At 61.5% G+C, this 18,829-nt stretch carries 17 protein-coding genes; 6 read left to right on the forward strand and 11 right to left on the reverse strand.

Going from position 1 to position 18,829, the window contains the following annotated elements; all coding sequences use genetic code 11:
* The first annotated feature begins 542 nt into the window (after positions 1–542).
* Positions 543–734 (forward strand): Mu-like prophage major head subunit gpT family protein, encoded by a 192-nt coding sequence (locus ACP7AP_RS18745; RefSeq protein ID WP_426036573.1) that lies wholly within the window; start codon positions 543–545, stop codon positions 732–734.
* Positions 735–842: 108 nt separating this feature from the next.
* Here ACP7AP_RS18745 and ACP7AP_RS18750 read toward each other — a convergent pair whose 3' ends face one another.
* The 7 genes from ACP7AP_RS18750 to ACP7AP_RS18780 form a co-directional block, all read right to left on the reverse strand.
* Positions 843–1,985, reverse strand: coding sequence for an OpgC family protein (locus tag ACP7AP_RS18750; protein ID WP_426036575.1), 1,143 nt, complete (start codon positions 1,983–1,985; stop codon positions 843–845).
* On the reverse strand, positions 1,978–3,759 hold the full coding sequence (gene mdoH, locus ACP7AP_RS18755) for a glucans biosynthesis glucosyltransferase MdoH (RefSeq protein WP_426036577.1): 1,782 nt from the start codon (positions 3,757–3,759) through the stop codon (positions 1,978–1,980). Before mdoH ends, ACP7AP_RS18750 begins: the two co-directional genes overlap by 8 nt.
* 4 nt (positions 3,760–3,763) lie before the next feature.
* The gene (locus ACP7AP_RS18760) at positions 3,764–3,940 is read right to left on the reverse strand and encodes a hypothetical protein (RefSeq protein WP_426036579.1); all 177 of its coding nucleotides are present in this window, start codon (positions 3,938–3,940) and stop codon (positions 3,764–3,766) included.
* An 8-nt stretch (positions 3,941–3,948) separates the two neighbouring features.
* Positions 3,949–5,565: a glucan biosynthesis protein gene (locus ACP7AP_RS18765; RefSeq protein ID WP_426036581.1), complete on the reverse strand. Its 1,617-nt coding sequence runs from the start codon at positions 5,563–5,565 to the stop codon at positions 3,949–3,951.
* A gap of 349 nt (positions 5,566–5,914) precedes the next feature.
* Positions 5,915–6,841 carry a nickel/cobalt transporter gene (locus ACP7AP_RS18770; protein WP_426036583.1) on the reverse strand — a complete coding sequence of 309 codons (927 nt, stop codon included), beginning with the start codon at positions 6,839–6,841 and terminating at the stop codon, positions 5,915–5,917.
* Positions 6,826–7,467, reverse strand: a complete 642-nt coding sequence (locus ACP7AP_RS18775) for a DUF1007 family protein (protein WP_426036585.1) — start codon at positions 7,465–7,467, stop codon at positions 6,826–6,828. The genes ACP7AP_RS18770 and ACP7AP_RS18775 overlap by 16 nt, the downstream gene beginning before the upstream one ends.
* A gap of 55 nt (positions 7,468–7,522) precedes the next feature.
* Positions 7,523–9,034 (reverse strand): PLP-dependent aminotransferase family protein, encoded by a 1,512-nt coding sequence (locus ACP7AP_RS18780; protein WP_426036587.1) that lies wholly within the window; start codon positions 9,032–9,034, stop codon positions 7,523–7,525.
* Positions 9,035–9,146: 112 nt separating this feature from the next.
* Between ACP7AP_RS18780 and ACP7AP_RS18785 the strand changes: the two genes are divergently transcribed.
* The 4 genes from ACP7AP_RS18785 to ACP7AP_RS18800 all read left to right on the forward strand — a co-directional run bounded on the left by ACP7AP_RS18785 (position 9,147) and on the right by ACP7AP_RS18800 (position 12,444).
* Positions 9,147–9,830 (forward strand): GNAT family N-acetyltransferase, encoded by a 684-nt coding sequence (locus ACP7AP_RS18785; protein WP_426036589.1) that lies wholly within the window; start codon positions 9,147–9,149, stop codon positions 9,828–9,830.
* A 10-nt stretch (positions 9,831–9,840) separates the two neighbouring features.
* Positions 9,841–10,554, forward strand: coding sequence for a pyridoxamine 5'-phosphate oxidase family protein (locus ACP7AP_RS18790; RefSeq protein WP_426036591.1), 714 nt, complete (start codon positions 9,841–9,843; stop codon positions 10,552–10,554).
* 99 nt (positions 10,555–10,653) lie between these two features.
* A complete protein-coding gene (locus ACP7AP_RS18795) occupies positions 10,654–11,355 on the forward strand; it encodes a GntR family transcriptional regulator (RefSeq protein ID WP_426036593.1) in 702 nt (233 codons plus the stop codon).
* 126 nt (positions 11,356–11,481) lie between these two features.
* Positions 11,482–12,444 carry a dihydrodipicolinate synthase family protein gene (locus tag ACP7AP_RS18800; protein ID WP_426036595.1) on the forward strand — a complete coding sequence of 321 codons (963 nt, stop codon included), beginning with the start codon at positions 11,482–11,484 and terminating at the stop codon, positions 12,442–12,444.
* Positions 12,445–12,467: 23 nt separating this feature from the next.
* On the opposite strand, the gene ACP7AP_RS18805 is transcribed toward ACP7AP_RS18800, so the two are convergent.
* Positions 12,468–13,076 (reverse strand): TetR/AcrR family transcriptional regulator, encoded by a 609-nt coding sequence (locus ACP7AP_RS18805; RefSeq protein ID WP_426036597.1) that lies wholly within the window; start codon positions 13,074–13,076, stop codon positions 12,468–12,470.
* An 82-nt stretch (positions 13,077–13,158) separates the two neighbouring features.
* Between ACP7AP_RS18805 and ACP7AP_RS18810 the strand changes: the two genes are divergently transcribed.
* Positions 13,159–14,241: an aldo/keto reductase gene (locus ACP7AP_RS18810; RefSeq protein ID WP_426036599.1), complete on the forward strand. Its 1,083-nt coding sequence runs from the start codon at positions 13,159–13,161 to the stop codon at positions 14,239–14,241.
* Positions 14,242–14,287: 46 nt separating this feature from the next.
* On the opposite strand, the gene ACP7AP_RS18815 is transcribed toward ACP7AP_RS18810, so the two are convergent.
* The 3 genes from ACP7AP_RS18815 to ACP7AP_RS18825 all read right to left on the reverse strand — a co-directional run bounded on the left by ACP7AP_RS18815 (position 14,288) and on the right by ACP7AP_RS18825 (position 18,554).
* Entirely contained in the window at positions 14,288–16,666 is a 2,379-nt protein-coding gene (locus ACP7AP_RS18815; RefSeq protein ID WP_426036601.1) for an aldehyde dehydrogenase family protein, read from the reverse strand.
* Between the two features lie 3 nt (positions 16,667–16,669).
* A complete protein-coding gene (gene deoC / locus ACP7AP_RS18820) occupies positions 16,670–17,671 on the reverse strand; it encodes a deoxyribose-phosphate aldolase (RefSeq protein ID WP_426036651.1) in 1,002 nt (333 codons plus the stop codon).
* Between the two features lie 127 nt (positions 17,672–17,798).
* Positions 17,799–18,554 carry a DeoR/GlpR family DNA-binding transcription regulator gene (locus ACP7AP_RS18825; RefSeq protein ID WP_426036603.1) on the reverse strand — a complete coding sequence of 252 codons (756 nt, stop codon included), beginning with the start codon at positions 18,552–18,554 and terminating at the stop codon, positions 17,799–17,801.
* Positions 18,555–18,829 lie beyond the last annotated feature (275 nt).

Raw genomic sequence — 18,829 nt, forward strand, 5'->3', positions numbered from 1 at the left:
GGCATGGAGCGCCGTTCGACCCCAATGTCCCCGAAACCGACGAACTCAAACTCGCAGTCCTCAAGCTCGCGAAGAAGTGGAAGCCGACAAAAAAGTAGGCAGGTTCACCGGACGCTTACACACATTCTGTTTCCAACGTCGCCGCTACCCTGATCACCGCTTGCGGAGAACAAAAGGCTTTGATCGTGGTTGAGCGCCTTGGCGGTCAAAGAGTAGACATTCCCAAAAAAGTTGGTGGCAAGCTTGTAGAGGTTTTGGGCGCGGAAATCTTAGCGGTTCTCGTCGATAACTACGCTGGATGCAGAATCGACGTACCCTCGCGCGGCCATATTGAACGAACTCGCCGCCAAACACGGTGTCACCAGCATGTGGGTGCGCAAGCTGCGCGTCCAACTGGAAGCTGACACTTCCCCCGTCACCGAACCCCTGAAAATCTGATCATGGATATCACCGCTTCGCTGCTTAACGAAATGTTCAGCGGCTTTAACACCGTCTTCAACAAGGCAATGGCGGCAACGCCCGCATATTGATACAAGCTGGCGATGGATGTAAAATCCACCGGCTCCGATGAAACCTATGGCTGGTTGACGGGCGTTCCGCAGATGCGGGAATGGTTGGGCGAGCGGTACATCAAAAGCGTGACCGCCGCCCGCTACACCATCGAAAACCGCAAGTTCGAAAGCACGCTTCGGGTGAAGCGCGAAAACATCGAAGATAACCGCTTGGGCGTCTAGGGGCACGCGCAGCTTGGCTCATCCTCTATGCTTAAATATCCCCGCAGGAGGCTCTTTTGGTTGACCGCAGGTGCCTCCGGCGGGAGTATTTTGAAAAGAGCAAATCCTTTAGAGCGTGTCCGCGATCCGGGTCTGTTGCTGGCGCTTTTGGCCGTCGCGCAGCCATGCCACGGCGTAGAGGATCACCAAGCCGCCACCGATCAGCGCGGTGTCGAGCAAGAATGAGGGCGGGTTCATCGCTTTGGTGACTTGGGCTACATAAGCCAACACGGTGCTGGTGGCGAACACCGGCAGGGAATGTTGGCCGAGCAGGATCAGGCCCGCCACCTTCGGGCTGTTCGCCACGGTTTTCAGGGCGGGCAAGGCGCTGAGGGCGTAGGCGAGTGCCAGAATATGCAACAGGCGCGGCAGGAAGATAAAGCTTTTCTCGAACGAGGTGAAGACCGCCGGGAAATAGGCGTATTCGTGCAGCAGCCAAAGGGTATGGCCGCCCCAGTTTGCCACCCAGCCGATTTGTACCCAGAGGGCGGAGAGGATCAGGAACCCCCAAGCCAACCAAAGCGGTACTTTGCGCACGGCCAACCAGCGGCGGTTTTGCCGGATCGCGATTCCGGTCTGCATGCCTGCGACAAACAGCACCTGCCATGAGAACGGGTTGAAGAACCAGCCATTCGACAGCGGCCATGTTGGCATGGTGAAGCGGGCCAGACCGGCGAGAAACCACATCAGCAACGAGCCCGCCATCAACGCCCGTGGCCAGCGCACCGCCAGCGCCAGCAGCGCCGGAGCCCAAAGCATCAGCACGACATAGAGCGGCAGGATATCGGCATAGGCGAATTGGTGGCCGAGCGTTGAAAGCGGCAGCGCAAAGCCGTCCAAGTTTTCCAGCGCGGGGGCGATGTTGCGCTTGATCGCCATTTTGGCAACTTCGGAATCGTGTTGGGTGAAGGCGAACAGCGCGAGGATGCAGGCCACCACCAGCACATGCACCCACCACAGGGTGAAGGCGCGCTTCCATGGCCGCAAAGCCTCGGGCCAGCTTGCCCCGCGCAGGAATACAGCGCCATAGGCCAGCCCGGTCGCCATGCCCGACATCAGCACGAAGCCTTCGGCGCCATCGGAGAAGCCGAAGTTGCGCGAGGTCAAATTCTCGTGGATCGTGCCGGGGATGTGGTTGATATAGATCATCACCAACGCGATGCCGCGCAGCAGATCAATCCGGTAATCCCGGACGCGCGCGGGTTCAGCCAAGCTTGGCCTCCGCCAGCGGCGTGGCAGGGGCTGCGGGGGCGGTGATCGACCATGCGGCAAGCACGGCGTTGTGGCGGGTCAGGATTGGCGGGATCGTGGTGTCTTCTGGCACCGGAAACGCTTGAGGCCCTGCGATGCGCGAGGTCCACCAGATCAGCAGCGGGGCCGCTACCATCGGCAGGCCAACGGGCAGCAGCCACAGCGTCAGGACCGGGGCCATAAGATGGGTGGCGATCAAACCCGAAAGGCCCAGCCAAGAGATCCAGCTTCCGGCGGCCCAAGCCTCAGAAATATCCAATCCACCGTCTCCCCGGTTGTTCGGTGGCCAGCCACCGTCGCGTCCCAGAAGCACCTGTAAAACCGAACGGCTTTGGAAAGCCATCAGAATCGGTGCGATGAGCGAGGAAAGCGCCAGTTCGACCAGCATAGCGCGCAAGGAACCGCCGATGCCGCCAAAACCGCGCGCGCGTCCGGTGAAGATGGCATCCAGCGCCACCAGTAATTTTGGCATCACCAGAAGGCCGAAGACGCCGACGGCGAGGCCGATGGCTTTGGGGGTTTGGTCGTTGGGGAAGGTTGGGAACGGCCAGTTGGCCTCGGGGAAGTAATCGGGGATTTCGACCCAATAGACTGCAGCAATCGAGGCTGCAATGGAGGCCAGCCAGATCAGTGGGGCGATGTAGGCGAAGATGCCTTGGACGAAGACAAAGCGGCTCCAGAGTTTCAGGCCGGGGGCTATTACCAGTTTGGCATGTTGCAGGTTGCCCTGGCACCAGCGGCGGTCGCGCTTGGCGTGGTCGATGATATTCTCGGGGCCTTCTTCGTAAGAGCCTTCGAGATCGTCATCCAACCGGACCAGCCAGCCTGCACGGGCCAGCATGGCGGCCTCGACGTAATCATGGCTCATGATATGGCCGCCGAACGGGGCGCGGCCCGGCAGTTCCGGCAGGCCACAGCTTTCGGCCCAGGCACGGATGCGGACGATGGCGTTGTGGCCCCAGAACGGGCCGGTGCGGCCTTGGGTGGCGGCCAGACCGCGCGCGAAGATCGGCGAGTGGAAGCCTGCGGCGAATTGCATGGCGCGGCCAAAGCGGGTGGTGGCCCCGACGACACGCGGCAGGGTTTGCAAGAGGGCGAGTTTGGGGGCGGCCTCGATGCGGCGGATCATCTCAATGATGGTCTCGCCTTCCATCAGGCTATCGGCATCAAGGATTACTGCGTAGTCCCATGCTGCGCCGGAGGAGGCGATGAATTCTTCGATGTTGCCCGCCTTGCGGCCAGTGTTCTTTTCGCGCCTGCGGTAGAACATCCGGCCCTCGCCGTTCTGACGGGCGAGCAGGCGGGCGAACCAGTGTTGTTCTTGCAACGCGATCTTGTCGTCACGGGTGTCGGACAGCACGACGAAATCGACGCGCGCATTGATATGGGTGGCTTTCACAGACGCATCCATCGCGGCAATGCGGGCAAAGGTGATGCGCGGGTCTTCGTTGTAGACCGGCACGATGACCACGGTGCGGCCCTTGATGGTGCCGCTGACGCGGGCGACTGTGGGGCGTTGGCGCGAAGTCAGGCCGAGGAGGGCGGTGGCAGCGCCCCAAGCCAGCCACCAGGTGGAAAAGAAGATCAGCGTGCTGCGCAGCACATCCAGCAGGCCCACACCGTCCGCCGCGCCGTAGATCTGAAACACCATGCCAGCGGCTGCGGCGGCCAGAACGCTGGCGGCGATCGCCAAGGCGCGGGCGCTGATGGTGCGGTCGCGGGCGTTTTGGGCCATCGGATCAGCCGAGGCGGCGCAGGCCCGGGGCTAGGGCCCAAAGCCAGCTGCGCAGGGACCGCATCAAGCTGCCCGGCGGTGCGGTCAGCACTTGCTTTGGCATGGTCAGCGGCGCATGCGGCGGCAGCATGACATCGGCCATCCACGCCTGCTGCGTCGCAGGTTTTGCGTGGCTGGACATTGTTACACTCATGCAAGCACCCATTGATAAAGCCAGTTTTCCGACAACTTCCTACCATAACCCGTAATGTGGGCACCTAGTTCCACGGTGCCGCCCGGTTCGGCGGAAATATCCAGCACCAGACGCCAGAAATCGGTGCCGGGGATCTCGGACAGTGCCTGATGCGCGATTTCGCCGCCGGAAATCGTCACGATGGCTTTGACTTCGGCTTCGGGCGGCAGCGAGGCGAGCAGGCCGCCTTCGAAATCCACCACGAATTTACGGGTGCCATCGGCGTTATCGACACCCGAGACGCCGCCGATCCCGGCGCGGGTTTCTTTGACAAAGGCGATGTCCGAGGTGACATCGGCGGCCAAGGCACCCCAGCGCAGGCGGTAGCTGAATTCCATCATGGTGCCGGGGACGGGTTTGGCCTCGGGCACCCAGAAGGTGACGATGTTGTCGTTGACCTCAAGCGCGCTGGGGATTTCGACCAAGCGCACCGCGCCTTTGCCCCAATCGCCCAAAGGCTCGACCAACAGCGACGGGCGACGTTCGTAATGCGCGCCGGCGTCTTGATAGCTTTCAAAGTTGCGGTCGCGCTGCATCAGACCGAACGCGCGCGGGCTGGTTTCGGCGAAATACGATTCTGCGAGGCGTGGCGGGTTGTTCAGCGGCCGCCAGATGTGATCGCCATCGCCGCGATAGATCGCGAGGCCGTCACTGTCGTGGACGTTGGGGCGGTAGTCGTCGAAGGCGGCGCGGTTTTTCTCGGAAAACAGGAACATCGAGGTCAAGGGCGCGATGCCGATCTGATCGACCGCGTTGCGGAAGAACAGCCGGGCGGTGACGTCGATTTCGGTTTCAGCGCCCGGACGGATCACAAAGCGATACGCCCCGGTGCAGCTTTCGCTTTCTAGGGCTGCATAGACCGCGACTTCGCGGGCGAAGGGGGCGGGGGTTTCCAGCCAGAATTTTGAGAAGCGCGGGAATTCTTCGGGTTTGCCGAGGCCGGTGTTGATCGCAAGGCCACGCGCCGACAGACCATAGGCGTTGTCACGGCCCAAAGCGCGGAAATAGCTTGCCCCGAGGAAGGCCACGACTTCGTCGAACAGATCAGCGCGGTTCAAAGGTGCGTTCAGGCGGAAGCCTGCGACGCCCGGCAGCGGCTCATGCTTTGGCACGCGGGCAGCGACGCGGTCGTAATAGCGGAAATCGTCGGTCCAGAACGTCATCGGACGGGCCATACCGTCTTTGGTCTCAAACATCTGCACGGGTTCGGCGAACAGCCAGCCCAAGTGGAAGGCCTGCACGTTGAAGCCCGCTTTGGGGCCAGCCCAGCGGCCACGATCCGGGTTGAACTGCACGGCTTGGTAGTCGTCATAGTTGAAGCTGGTGAAGAAGCCTTCAACCTTGGCGGGGGCTTGGTGTGGCGTGGTCGCCCGTTGCTGCATTGCGGCGGTGAGGATATCAAAGTTGAATGGCTCTGCATTCACCACTTCTGGGGTCGCCGCAGCGGGGGCAGCCGTGTCGGCCCAAGCGGCGCTGGATAGGCTTGTGCTGCATTGCAGCAATGCCGCCGTACCCAGCAAAGCCAGGACGGAGCGGCGGTGGATGATCGCGGACAAACCCGGCTGACCCGGCATATTCACTCCTGCTCCCCGATTCGGGGAAAACTTAACGTAATTCGCAGGTTATCGGAAGTCGCGCCAGATGTCATGCTATGCAACCTCAGCAATCCTGCCATGCTGCAATCGCAAAGGATGCCGGACGCTAAGCCTAGACCCATTCAGGGGTTCAGATGGGGGAGGATGCACAAAAGGTCAATTCCAGATGTGTTAGCGGGCATCACAGGGTGGTGAAATGCGCGAGAAACTGCCGCATATAGGGGCAAATCGTGCTGCAACTGCACAGGGGGCGGCTTTCTGGCGAGATTTGGCGGCTGGGTTGGCCAGTATTTTCGCGGGAAAATCGCGAAAGGCCAGGGTGGGGGCGTTACAGTGTCTGAGTCAGCAGGGTAAGCGCGATGAGGGTGATCAGACTGCCCGCCAGAACCTCAACCCACGGCAAAACCTGCGCCACGCGGTGGAATGGCAGGTTGGCCAAAGCGCCCTCGCGCGCCCAGACAGCCATGCCTGCGACGGCGACGGTGATCACCGAAGTGCCAAGCCCCATCGCGAAAGCGCCTGCGATGCCCGCCAGAGCGATGCCGAGTTGCCATGTCAGGATCAGCAGGAACAACGCACCCGAGCAGGGGCGCAGGGCCACGCCGATGATCAGGGCGGCGCGGTCTTTCCAGCTGGTGGCACGTTTAAGCTCGGCAAGGCTGGGGCCGTGGGAATGGCCGCAGCCGCAGTCGGCGTCATGATGGTGGTGATGATGGTCGTGGTCGTGTGCCTGTGGCGCAAGCACAGCCGCTTGCCGCCAGATTTTGCGCAGGCCGCGTGTTGCCAGCCAGAGGCCCACTGCTGCGATTGCCAGCGTGCCAATCGGGGCCATCACGTCTTGTGCTACATTTTGGGCGGCGTCGCGGGTCCAGCCGAGCAGGGCAACGCCCGCGTAGACCAAGGCCACCGCGACCAGGCTTTGCGCCAGACTGGCGGCGAGGGAAATGCTGGCCAGCGACCAGAATGGCACCCTGCGGCCCATGCCATAGCCGCCGATCAGTACCTTGCCATGGCCGGGCCCAGCGGCATGCAGCACGCCATAGCTGAAGCAGACCGCAAGAAGGGCGAACAGCGCGCCCGGCCTGCCCTGCTTGATCGCGCGTACTCCGGCGGCGAGTTCATTTTGGATGGCGCGTTGGGCCTCGATCACCCAGCGTTCCAGCACCAAGAGGCCACCTGTCAGCCAGAGCGCCAGCAGGATCAAGGCAAGGAGCGCGCCAAGGCTGAGCAGGGTGCGTTTCAGTTTGGGCGGCATGTGACCTCCATCGCTTCGGCGAAATCGGCACCGAGTTCGGGATAGGCGGCTTCGGCATCTTGTGGCAGAGCGGCGATGGCGGCATCAAGTTTGGCGCGGGCGGCGTCTAAATCGGGCAACAGGGTGCGGGCGGTGCAGCCTGTGGCGTTGGTCAGGTTGGTGCCGAGTTTCAGGTAGTAGCCGACGTAGAGAGTGGGGTCGTAGACTTGGATCAGCAGCGGTTGGGTGATCTCAATCGGTTGGGCGAAGCTGCGGTAGTGGGTGGAGAGGATCTTGGCGTCTTTGTAGGCGACGGTCCAATCCGAGGGGCCGGCAAGCGGTAGCGGCTGGCCTGCCATCGAGGCATAGGTGTCGCCGGGATAACCTGCGTCCCAGTGCATATCAAAGCCGTTCAACTGGGTGGTTTCCTCGGGCGTCAGGTTGCCGTCGAAATCGGGATCAAGGCCCTTGTCGGTGATGATCTGCAGCGAGGTCAGGTCATCATAGCTCCATGTGATGCGTAGGCCCGTGGCGCGGTGTTGGCTGTCGAAGATCACCTCTAGCCCGGTGTCGATGAAGACATGCGGATGGGCTTGGGCGGTTTGCGCCCAGCACAGCAGCGTCATTGCCAAAGCCAGCGGTTTCATCGGCACTCCCTGTCTTGCGCGGACCCTAGAGTGGTGGCGGGGAAAGGCCAATGCTTTAGCTGTTGGGTGGCTGTTGTTTGCCATGCGGCTCGCGGGTGAGGGGATGCAGGGCTTGGCGGATGGCGGTGATGGCGGTCTTGATTTGGGCGGCATCAAAACTGCCGAAGCCGAGCAGCAGGCCGCAAGTGGGGGAGTGGGCGTAGAAGGGAGAGAGGGCGCGGGTTTCGATGCCGAGGCCGCGCAGGGTGGTGGCAAGATGCACATCGTCCAAGGGGGTGTGGAAGCGGAACAGCACATGCATGCCCTGATCGCCGGGGACGACGGTGCCGAAATCGGTCAGTTGGGCGGCACATTCCGCCAAGAGGATCGCGCGGCGGGCGGCGAACAGCAGGCGGATGCGGCGGATATGGGCGTCGTAATGGCCGCCTGCGAGGTATTCGGCTAGCACGCGCTGATCGGTGCTTTGCGCGTGGCGGTCGGCTAAGATGCGCGCGCCTGCGAAGGCGTCGGCTAGGCGCGTGGGCGCGATCAGGTAGCCCAAGCGGAGGCCGGGGAACAGCATTTTGCTGAAAGTGCCAAGGTAGATCACCGCACCTTCGGCGGCATCCAAACCCGCGAGGGCTGGAATGGGGCGGCCATCGTAGCGCAGCTCGCTGTCGTAGTCGTCCTCGATGATCCAAGCCTTGCGCGCCTGCGCCCAAGTCAGCAAGGCCAAGCGCCGCTCCATCGTCAGCACCGCGCCTAAAGGGTATTGGTGCGAGGGGGTGACGTAGGCTCCGGCGGCATGGGGGGCGAGATGCAGACCTGCGGCTACGCTGAGGCCATCATGATCGACAGGGATGGGCACTGCGATGAGGCCCGCATCTTGCACCACGGCGCGCAAAGGGATGTAGCCGGGGTTTTCCAGCCAGACCTGATCTCCGGGTTGGAACAGCACGCGGGCGGTAAGCGACAGACCTTGCTGAGTGCCTGCTGTTATCAGGATTTGGTCGGGCGTGCAGGTGATGCCGCGCATCCGGCGGACATATTCGGCGATCTGGATGCGCAGGGCTGGCAGGCCGTGTGGTCCGCTGTAGGCGGCGTCGCGCCATGGGGTGCGGGCTTGGGCGATGGCGATGCGGGTCCATGCTTTGCCGGGGGCGAGGGTTTCATTCGGGGCGCTGATGGCGAGGGGGATGGCGGCTTGCACGGTGAGATTGCGCGCTACCTCGGCCAGCAGGGCGGCGCGAGGGGGCAAGTCGGTACGTAGCGGGGGTTTGGATTTTGTGCCGGGGGGCAGAGGTATGCTGATCTGGCCTTGTGGGACGACTCGGGTGCCTGATCCGGGTTTGGCCTCTAAGTAGCCTTCGGCGATCAGTTGGGCATAGGCGGTATCGGCGGTCATCCGCGACACGCCCAAGGCGGCTGCGAGCGCGCGGGTGGAGGGGACTTGCTCGGCGGGGCGCAGGGTTTGCGCCAGCACCGCTGTGCGCAGATGTGCGGCGATTTGATCGGCCAGTGGAGCGGCTGAAAGGCCTCGGTTGAGGGGGATTTGAATTTGAAACGGGGCGGCGGCGGTTCTGCTCATATGGGTAATCCATGCTTTATACTGGCTGGATGATTATTTCGATTACTGGCTCTGTATATCTATCCGGTATCCTTCTAGCCATAGGGCATAGCCTTGCCGAAGGAGCATCAAAATGGCCGAAAACATGCAGCATTGGACATCGCGTCCACGCCCCGAAGCCGTGCCGCTGGAGGGGCGGTTTGTGCGGCTGGAAAAGCTGGAGGCAAAGCATGCCGATCAGCTTTACGATGCCTCGGTCCCCATGGATGCCGATGCGAAGTTCACTTGGCTGGCGGAGAATCCGCCCGAGGATCAGGCCAGTTTCCGCGCTTGGGTGGAGAAGGTTTCGGCCAGTGCCGACCCGATTTACTTTGCGATCATCGACAAAGCGACGGGCAAGGTCGCGGGGCGGCAGACCTTGATGCGGATTGATGCGGCCAATGGGGTGGTGGAGATTGGCAATATCTATTGGGGGCCGTTGATGGCGCGCAAGGCGGCGGCGACCGAGGCTTTGTTTCTGTTCGCGCAATATGCTTTCGATACGCTGGGCTATCGGCGGTTTGAGTGGAAATGCAACAATGACAATCTGCCGTCAAAGCAGGCGGCGCTGCGGTTTGGCTTTCAATATGAGGGGCTGTTTCGCCAGCATTTCGTGATCAAGGGGTTGAACCGGGACACCGCTTGGTTTGCGATGATCGACAAGGATTGGGTTAAGCTGAAGCCTGCTTATGAAGCGTGGCTGTCGCCGGATAACTTCGATGCCAGTGGGGTGCAGAAGCGGCGTTTGGAAGATATTCGCGCCGATTTTGGTGCGTGAGGGCATAGCAATGGCACCGCAAAGTTGTCCCGTCGACGCAACCAACCAGTTGAAGCGCCGCCATGATCGCGGCTTTTACGACCATGACACTGTGCATAAATTGCTGGATGCGGCGGTGCTGTGCCATGTGTCTTATGTGATTGACGGCGCACCCTATTGCACGCCGACTTTGTTCTGGCGCGAGGGGTCTACGCTGTATTGGCACGGCAGCAGCGCCAGCCGGATGCTGCGCAACCAAAGCAAGGGCCAAGCCGCCTGTCTGACGGTGACGCATCTCGACAGCCTTGTGTTGGCGCGCTCGGGGTTCAACCATTCTGCGGATTACCGATCTGTGATGGCGTTTGGCCATGCGCGGTTGCTGGACGACCCTGCCGAAAAGGCGGCGGCGCTGATGGCGGTGGTGGATCGGCTTTATCCCGGTCGCAGTGCGATGTTGCGGGCGAGTTTGGCGCAAGAGGTGAAGGCGACGGCGGTGGTGGCGATGGAGATTGAGCGCGCCTCGGCCAAGATCCGGGCGCGGGGGGTGGTGGATGAGGATGAAGATTACGCGCTGCCGATCTATGCCGAGCGGTTGCCGGTGAGGACCGTGATCGGCGCGCCAGAGCCCTGCCCGCGGTTGCTGACGGGAGTGACGCGACCTGCGGCTCTGGACGGCTATCGGGCGGGGCTATTGTTGGAAGATGCGCTGTGCGAGGCCCATGCGGCAAGTTTTTCCAAGGAATGATCGCGGCTAAAGTGGGCGCACTGGGCAGGGGCGGCACGCGAAGCGGTTGATTGGCGGGGGGCGTGGCCGTAACTGTGGGGGCCACAGAAGGATGATTTCATGGACAACTCGCCCCCTGCCCCGCCTGAACGCAAACGCGGGTCGGGCGTCAAGATGGTCTATGATCTTTTGCGCGATGACATTCTTGATCTGGTGATGCCGCCCGGCAGCCCGATTGATGAGGTGCAACTGGCGGAGCGGTTTGCGATCTCACGCACGCCGATCCGCGAGGCTTTGACACGGCTGGCGATGGAAGGCTTGATCGACACGTTGCCGAACCGGTCTACCATGGTGGCGCAGATCGACTTTGTGAACCTGCATACGTTTTTTGATGCGATCACCCTGATGTACCGGGTGACGACCCGGCTTGCAGCGCAGAATTGGCGGGCGGGTGATCTGGAGGTGATCCGGGCGCATCAGGCGGAGTATCTGGCCGCGTTTGAGGCGCATGACGCTTTGGCGATGATCGGCACCAATCGGGATTTTCATGCGGCTATCGCCGAGGCGGGGCGGAATCCGTATTATCTGTCGCTGTTCTTGCGGCTGCTGGATGAGGGGCGGCGGATATTGCGGTTGTATTATCAATCGTTTGACGACCGACCGCCGGCTTCGGTGATCACCGAGCATGAGGATATTATTGCGGCGATTGCGGCACGGGATGTGGCGCGCGCGGATGTGCTGGCGAAGGCGCATGCGGATCAGATTGTGGGGCAGATTCAGCGGCTGATGGCGCGGGATCAGCGACAGGATATTGCTTTGTAGGGTTAGCCTAAGTTTTTTGTAGACAAGTAAAATACAATATGTATATTATTGCGGAGAGATGGTTCCTCCGGCAGGTGCCTCATGGCGTCACAGGGGCCAATCGCGATTATCACAGGGATTAAGCAGATGCAGTCCGAGATCTTTTCAGGGGTGATTCCCGCGTTGATGACGCCTTGCACGCCAGACCGCCGCCCGGATTTTGACGCTTTGGTACGCAAAGCGCGGGAGTTGGTCGCGGCGGGGATGTCGGCGGTGGTCTATTGCGGCTCGATGGGAGATTGGCCGCTGTTGACCGATGCGCAGCGGATGGAAGGTGTGGCGCGGCTGGTGGCGGCGGGGATCAAGGTTGTGGTCGGCACCGGGGCGATCAATACCGCGTCGGCTGTGGCGCTCGCGCGGCACGCGGCGGAAGTGGGCGCGCATGGGTTGATGGTTATTCCTCGCGTTTTGTCACGCGGCCCCTCGCCCAGCGCGCAGAAGGCGCATTTCAAAGCGATCTTGTCGGCAGCGCCCAATCTGCCTGCGGTGATCTACAACAGCCCGTATTATGGCTTTGTCACCCGCGCTGATTTGTTCACCGCGCTCAGGGCCGAGCATCCCAATCTGGTCGGTTTCAAGGAATTCGGCGGCCCTGCCGAGATGCGCTATGCGGGGGAGTTTATCACCTCGGCTGGTGATGGCGTGACGCTGATGGTTGGGGTGGATACCGGAGTGGTGAACGGGTTTGTCAACTGTGGGGCCTCGGGGGCTATCACCGGGATTGGCTGCGTGTTGCCGCGCCCGGTGCTGACGCTGTGCAATTTGTCACGGGCGGCGGCGGCTGGCGATGTTGAGGCGCGGCAGAAGGCGCTGGAGTTGGAAGCGGCGTTTGCCGTGCTGTCATCGTTCGATGAAGGCCCGGATTTGGTGTTGTATTTCAAATACCTGTTGGAGTTGCAGGGCGAGGCGGAATATGCGCTGCATTTTAACGAAACTGACGTATTTAGCGCCAGCCAGCGCGGCTATGCAGAGGCGCAGTTCAAGCTGTTTACCGCTTGGTATGACGTGTGGAGCAAGCAGGGCGGAGCGGTGGCGCGCTGTTTGGCTTAGGCGCGATCAAGCTGGCGGCGTAATCAGGCGGGCCAGCAGGTCAGCGCGCAATCGGCGATCCCGAGCAGGCTTTCGCGCGTGCTGCCATCGCGGGCGAGAATCGACATGCCTTGGATCACTGCGACAACCATCGCAGCCAGAGCAGCGGCGCTGGTTGCGGGCGGCAGCGCGCCGCTGGTGATGTCTTGGGCGATCCGCGCGGTGAGACGCGTGATGATATCTTGCCGTATCGCTGCGACGGCGTGTTGAACGGCTTGCGAGGTGCTTGATCCGCTGGCGGTTGCGCTGGCCAAAAGGCAGCCGCGCGGGGTGGATGTGCCGGTAAAGCCGTGGGCGGCGGCGTAGAGCATAGCGCGCGCGGCAGATTGGGCAGTGGGGGCTTGATCCAACTGGCGCTGCAAATCTTCGGGCGCTGTGGCGTAAAGCCGTGTCGACTCCAGAAACAACTGCTGTTTGTCACCAAAGGCCGTGTAGAGGCTGGGCGCGGATATGCCCATCGCCGCCGTCAGATCGTTGATCGAAGTTGTCTCATAGCCATGCTGCCAAAACGTCAGCATCGCCTGCTTTAAGGCGGCTTGACGATCAAACGACAGCGGGCGACCGGGTTTGCGGGTGGGGGCGGTGGATTTCATAGTGATCACTATTAAACGGATTGACCCGCGCTGGCAAGCGGTCTAAGCAATCCATAGTGATCACTATGGATTAGGAAACATCATGTCTTTGACCGATTATCGCACGTTGGGCCGCTCGGGCCTTGTCGTAAGCCCGCTTGCGCTTGGCACCATGACCTTCGGGCCGGGGGGCTGGAATGCCGATGACGCTGTAGCGCGGGAAATCTTTGACAGCTATCGGGCGGCGGGCGGGAATTTTGTTGATACCGCCGATATCTACGCGGGTGGAGAAAGCGAGGTGCTGCTAGGGCAGTTCATCAAGCAAATCCAATCCCGCGACGAGATGGTGTTGGCGACGAAATTTGGCTTCAATGGCTCGGCCAGCCCACTGACCGCGACGCAGGCGGGCGGCGGCAATCCGAACGCGGGGGGGGCGGGGGCGAAGAATATTCATCGCGCGCTGGATGCCTCGCTGCGGCGGTTGAGCACGGATTACATTGATCTTTACTGGATGCATATCTGGGATGGCGTCACCCCGGTTGAGGAAATTGTGCAAACGCTGGGCGACTTGGTGCGGGCGGGGAAGATCCGCTATTATGCGTTTTCGGATATGCCCGCGTGGCTTGCGATGAAGGCCGCGACGATTGCCGCTGAACGCCGGGTTCCCGGACCTATTGCGATGCAGTTGGAATATTCGCTTGTGGCGCGGGATGTGGAAAGCGAGCATTTCCCTGCGGCGCGTGAGGCCGGGATGGGCGTGATGCCGTGGAGCCCGCTGGCGGGTGGTTTTCTGACCGGAAAGTATCAGCGTGAGAACACCAGTGGCAGCGGACGACTGAGCGGCGCCAATCCGTTTGGCGACAGCAAATTCACTGCACGGAACTGGGATATATTGGCGGAGTTGCGCGCTGTGGCGCAGGAACAGGGTCGCCCGCTGGCACAGGTTGCGTTGGCTTGGGTGATGGCGCGGCCCGGTGTGAGCTCGACCTTGATCGGGGCCAGCAGCGTGGCGCAACTGGAAATCAATATCGCGGCTTGTGAGATCACGCTGACTGCGGCGCAAATGCAGCGGCTGGATAGCGCAAGCGCGCCCGCGATGGGGTTTTCGGCATCGCTGACGCAACCGATGATCCGGCAGATGGTGTTTGGCGGTCGTGCCGTCACCGGATGGGGCGAGATGGTTTAAGGCGCGTCAGAGGGCCATCGCTGGCCCTCTGACACGTATAACGGGTTCAGACTCCGTAAGGTATCCAGATGTTCTTTACCGAAGTTGCGTGACGCAGCCAGTCTGCACCCTCGGCGCTTGGGTGGTGCCAATCGGTGAGGCGTCCGTGATCGACAAATGTGCGTTTGAGGTTGCTGGCGGAGAGGCGTTCCACTGACTCGGACAGGGCTTCCGAGCCGAAGGCCCAGAGTGCGTCAACGTCGGCATGAGTGGCCAGGGCTTCCGCCAAGGGTTGTTGATCACCTGTGACGATGTTGAGCACGCCATCGGGCAGATCAGAGGTTTCCAGCACCGCGTAGAAATCGGTGGCCGACAGCGGATGCGGCGCGCTGGGGACTGCTATCACGCGGTTGCCCATGGCGATCAGCGGCGCGGTCAGGCTGATCAGGCCCAAAAGCGGGGCTTCTGGCGGGCAGATCACCCCGACGACGCCGATGGGCTCAACCATCGCCAAAGCCACGCCGCGCAGGGGTGGGGCGTGGACGCTGCCTTCGTATTTATCGGCCCAAGCGGCGTAGCCGAACAGCCGCTCGATCGAGGCTTCGACCTCGGCATCGGCTTTGGCTGTGCTTTGACCTGTCATGGCGCTGATGCGGCTTGCGAATTCGGCGGCGCGGGCGGAGAGGTTTTCGGCGATGTAGTACAGCACTTGCGCGCGATTGTGGGCGGTGGTGTTGGCCCAACCTTCGGCCTTGCGGCCGGCGGCGACGGCGTTGCGGATATCCTTGCGGTTGCCCTCGCCGACTTCGGCAATGAGTGCGCCTTTCGGGGTCAGCACCGGGCGGGAGTAGTTACCATCGGGGCGGGCTTGTTTGCCTGCGATGAACAGCTTGGCGGTGCGGTCGATGGTTGGGGCCGCGAATTCGATTATCGAAGCCGCGCGGGCGGTGATTGGCGGCTGCGTTGGGCGCAGTTTGCGGCCTAGCATGGCTTTGGGCTTAAGGTATTCATAAGCGCCTTCGCGGCCACCTTCACGGCCAAAGCCGGATTCCTTGCGGCCACCGAAGCCGACCGCTGCATCGAACAGGTTGGTGGCATTGACCCAGACGACGCCCGCCTCGACCTTGGCCGCGACTTGCAGGGCGAGGCTGATGGATTCACTCCAGATGCTGGCGGAGAGGCCGTAGCGGGAATGGTTGGCGAGTTGAATGGCCTCATCCGGGGTGCGGAAGGTCATGGTGACGGCAACGGGGCCGAAAATTTCCTCCTGCGCGACGGTGTGGGCGGGTTGCACGTTTGTCAGCAGGGTTGGCGGGTAGAAGCAGCCGTTCTCGGGCATATCTATCGCAACTTGATAGAGGGTCGCGCCTTCGGCCACGCCCTGCGCCACGAGGGCGCGGATGCGGTCGGCCTGCACCGGGGCGACGATGGCGCCCATGTCGATGCACTTGTCGAGGGGGGAGCCTAGGCGCAAAGTCTCCATCCGGCGTTTCAGGCGGCGGATGAAATCTTCGGCAATGCCCTCTTGCAGCAGGAGGCGAGAGCCAGCGCAGCAGACTTGGCCTTGGTTGAACCAGATCGCATCGACGACGCCTTCGACAGCGCCATCGAGATCGGCATCATCGAACACGATGAAAGGGGATTTGCCGCCGAGTTCCAGGGTTAGGGATTTGCCCGTGCCTGCGGTGCGTTGGCGGATCAGGCGGCCAACTTCGGTCGATCCGGTGAAGGCGATTTTGTCGATGCCGGGGTGATCGACCAGCAGCGCCCCGGTGTCGCCTTCTCCGGTCACGATGTTGATCACGCCTGCGGGAAGGCCAGCGGCTTGGGCCAGTTCGGCAAACAGCAGCGCGGTGAGCGAGGTGTATTCAGCGGGTTTCAGCACCACGGTGTTGCCCAAAGCCAAGGCGGGGGCGAGTTTCCATGCCAGCATCAGGAACGGGAAATTCCACGGGATGATCTGGCCGACCACGCCGACGGGCGCGTGATCGGGGAAAGCGGTTGTTTGCAGTTGCGCCCATCCGGCGTGGTGGATGAAATGGCGGGCGGCGAGGGGCACGTCGATGTCGCGGGTTTCGCGGATGGGTTTGCCGTTGTCGATGGCCTCGACCACGGCGATCAGGCGGGCGTGGCGCTGGATCATCCGGGCGAGGGCATAAAGATGGCGGGCGCGGGCGTGGCCGGAGAGTTTCGCCCATGGGGCTTGGGCTTTGCGGGCGGCAGTGACGGCGGCATCTACATCTGTCGTTGTGCCGTGGGCTAATTTTGCCAGCGGTTTGCCCGTGGCGGGCTCGAAGGTTTGGAAGCTGTGATCCGGCGTGGTGAAGCTGCCTGCGATGAAATGGCCAAAGCTGTGGTTGTGGCGGGCGAGCCAAGCGCGGGCCTCGTTGTCGGATTCTTGCGAAAGACCATAGGACATATCGTCGAAATACTTTGCAATATTCATCGGTTATCCGATCGGGTGTCGGTTGAAAGCGGAATAGCCGCCCGTGACATGGGTTTCGAGTTGGCGTTCGATATCGGCCAGAAGCGAGGACGCGCCGATGCGGAACAGATCGGGTTCCAGCCAAGGGCGACCCAATTCTTCCTTCATCAGGAACTGCTGCAGCAGCACGTCTTTGGTGGTGGCGATGCCGCCCGCGGGTTTGTAGCCAACGCGGTACCCGGTACGATCATGGTAGGCGCGGATGGTGCGGATCATCGTCAGCGTCACCGCAGGTGTCGCGTTAACCGCCTCTTTCCCGGTCGAGGTTTTGATGAAATCTGCGCCCGCCATCATGCATACAAGGCTGGCTTGCGCGACATTGCGCAGGGTTTTCAATTCGCCCGTAGCAAGGATGGCTTTGACATGGGCATCGCCACAAGCGGCGCGGAAATCGCGCATCTCGTCGTAGAGGGTTTGCCAGTTGCCGGTCAGCACATGTTCGCGGGTGATCACGATGTCGATTTCAGCGGCCCCATCGGCGACCGAAGCCGCGATTTCGCGCAGTTTTACGTCATGCGGGGCAAGGCCTGCTGGGAAGCCGGTGGAGACGGCGGCAACGGGAACCCCGGTGCCTGCAAGGGCTTCAACCGCCGTGGCGACAAAGCGGTGATAGACGCAGACAGCGCCTGTGGTGATGCGGCGGTCGGCCATGCCGAGGGCGTCTTGCAGGGCGGGGGTCAATGGCTGTGCCGCCTTGGCGCACAGCCTTCGGACGCGTCCGGCGGTGTCGTCACCGCTGAGCGTGGTGAGGTCGATGCAGGTGAGGGCTTTCAATAACCAAGCCGCCTGAGCATCCTTTTTGACGCTGCGCCGACCGGGCAGACTGGCGACGCGGCGATCGGTGGCAGATTGGTTGACGCGGGTTTGGGCCACCCATTCCAGATCAAGCGGCATGCCTGCGTTGCGCCCATCGTGCAAAGTTGCCCGCTGCACCCTTGCAATGTCTGCCTGTATTTCCGGCTGCAATATTGTCACCGCGCGCCCTCCACTGCATCTGATCTTCAAAGCAATCCAACGCGCAACCTTCGTGCCGATTCGGCGTATTGCTTAATTGCGTTATTTTTATACCATAATATTTGTTATATTCACAACATTAATTTGCCACGATGCCGGATTGCCAGCTTGTGCCATCCAGCGGCAGCGGACCCGCTTCGGTGATTATCGCGTCAAAATCATCGGTATCCGCAAAATGCGCGGGGCGCACCCGACAGATCTTGCTTTGGTCGCAGACCAGATAGCGGCGCTGCGCCATCTGCATCGCTTTGCGCTTGATCGGCACCTCGTGGAATTGTTCACAAGACACGCCGCGCTGTTGGTCGATGCCAGAGGCGGACAGGAAGGAGGCATTGATGCCCAAAGCGTTCAGCGTGTCGGCCCCCGAAGCCCCGGCGAAAGAGGCCGAGGCGGGGTGATAGACACCACCCAGCAGGATAAGTGTAATATTTGGCTTTGCAATTAAACGATCTGCAATGTTGAAAGCATAGCAAACCACCGTCAGCCGGGTATCGGCGGGGATGAGATCAACGAGATGGATCAGTGTGCTGCCGCAATCTATGAACACGGTTTCGTCCGGTTGCAAATAGCGCAGGGCATGAATGGAGGCTTGACGCTTGGCGACGGAATGGCTTTCGGCAGCACGGCCTATCGCATAGGGGGCCTCAAGATCAGGCCTGCCCGCCGCAATGATATGTGGGCCGAGCGTGCCAAACAGATCGGGGTTTTCTGCTACATCGCGCCGCACCGTCATTTCTGACACCTGCATCAACGCCGCAGCTTCTTTCAGGTGGATCACCTTTCGCTCTGCCAAAGCCAGCGACAGCGCCATGATACGGCGGTTTTTTGCGTTCACTTTTGCAGTCCCTGAACTGTGACGTTATGTTAATTTTATAACATAATTGGCAAGTTTTCAATGTTTGTTATGAAGGAAACAATTCGAAGGCCTATCTGCTGATCTTAGTTTTCCGGTTGCAAGGGAAGCGCGCGGGGGGACCCGAAAACTTCGCCCCCCGCACATTTTCAATGCACGAGCACGACGTCTGCCCAATGTTATAGCACAGGCTAGGATATAGCCTGTTGCTGGCCCTGTTGATTGCAGTTGCGCTTTCCTCGCGTGTCGCATCGCCA

Source organism: Cypionkella sp. TWP1-2-1b2 (genome assembly GCF_049896245.1).
Classification (GTDB): domain Bacteria; phylum Pseudomonadota; class Alphaproteobacteria; order Rhodobacterales; family Rhodobacteraceae; genus Cypionkella.

Coding starts and splice junctions, on each gene's coding strand:
- ACP7AP_RS18765 (WP_426036581.1), bottom strand. CDS start 5,565: ATGCCGGGTCAGCCGGGTTTGTCCGCGATCATCCACCGCCGCTCCGTC.
- ACP7AP_RS18770 (WP_426036583.1), bottom strand. CDS start 6,841: ATGCCGCCCAAACTGAAACGCACCCTGCTCAGCCTTGGCGCGCTCCTT.
- ACP7AP_RS18775 (WP_426036585.1), bottom strand. CDS start 7,467: ATGAAACCGCTGGCTTTGGCAATGACGCTGCTGTGCTGGGCGCAAACC.
- ACP7AP_RS18815 (WP_426036601.1), bottom strand. CDS start 16,666: ATGAATATTGCAAAGTATTTCGACGATATGTCCTATGGTCTTTCGCAA.
- ACP7AP_RS18745 (WP_426036573.1), top strand. CDS start 543: ATGGATGTAAAATCCACCGGCTCCGATGAAACCTATGGCTGGTTGACG.
- ACP7AP_RS18790 (WP_426036591.1), top strand. CDS start 9,841: ATGGCACCGCAAAGTTGTCCCGTCGACGCAACCAACCAGTTGAAGCGC.
- ACP7AP_RS18810 (WP_426036599.1), top strand. CDS start 13,159: ATGTCTTTGACCGATTATCGCACGTTGGGCCGCTCGGGCCTTGTCGTA.
- ACP7AP_RS18785 (WP_426036589.1), top strand. CDS start 9,147: ATGGCCGAAAACATGCAGCATTGGACATCGCGTCCACGCCCCGAAGCC.
- ACP7AP_RS18780 (WP_426036587.1), bottom strand. CDS start 9,034: ATGAGCAGAACCGCCGCCGCCCCGTTTCAAATTCAAATCCCCCTCAAC.
- mdoH (WP_426036577.1), bottom strand. CDS start 3,759: ATGGCCCAAAACGCCCGCGACCGCACCATCAGCGCCCGCGCCTTGGCG.
- ACP7AP_RS18800 (WP_426036595.1), top strand. CDS start 11,482: ATGCAGTCCGAGATCTTTTCAGGGGTGATTCCCGCGTTGATGACGCCT.
- ACP7AP_RS18805 (WP_426036597.1), bottom strand. CDS start 13,076: ATGAAATCCACCGCCCCCACCCGCAAACCCGGTCGCCCGCTGTCGTTT.
- ACP7AP_RS18760 (WP_426036579.1), bottom strand. CDS start 3,940: ATGTCCAGCCACGCAAAACCTGCGACGCAGCAGGCGTGGATGGCCGAT.
- ACP7AP_RS18795 (WP_426036593.1), top strand. CDS start 10,654: ATGGACAACTCGCCCCCTGCCCCGCCTGAACGCAAACGCGGGTCGGGC.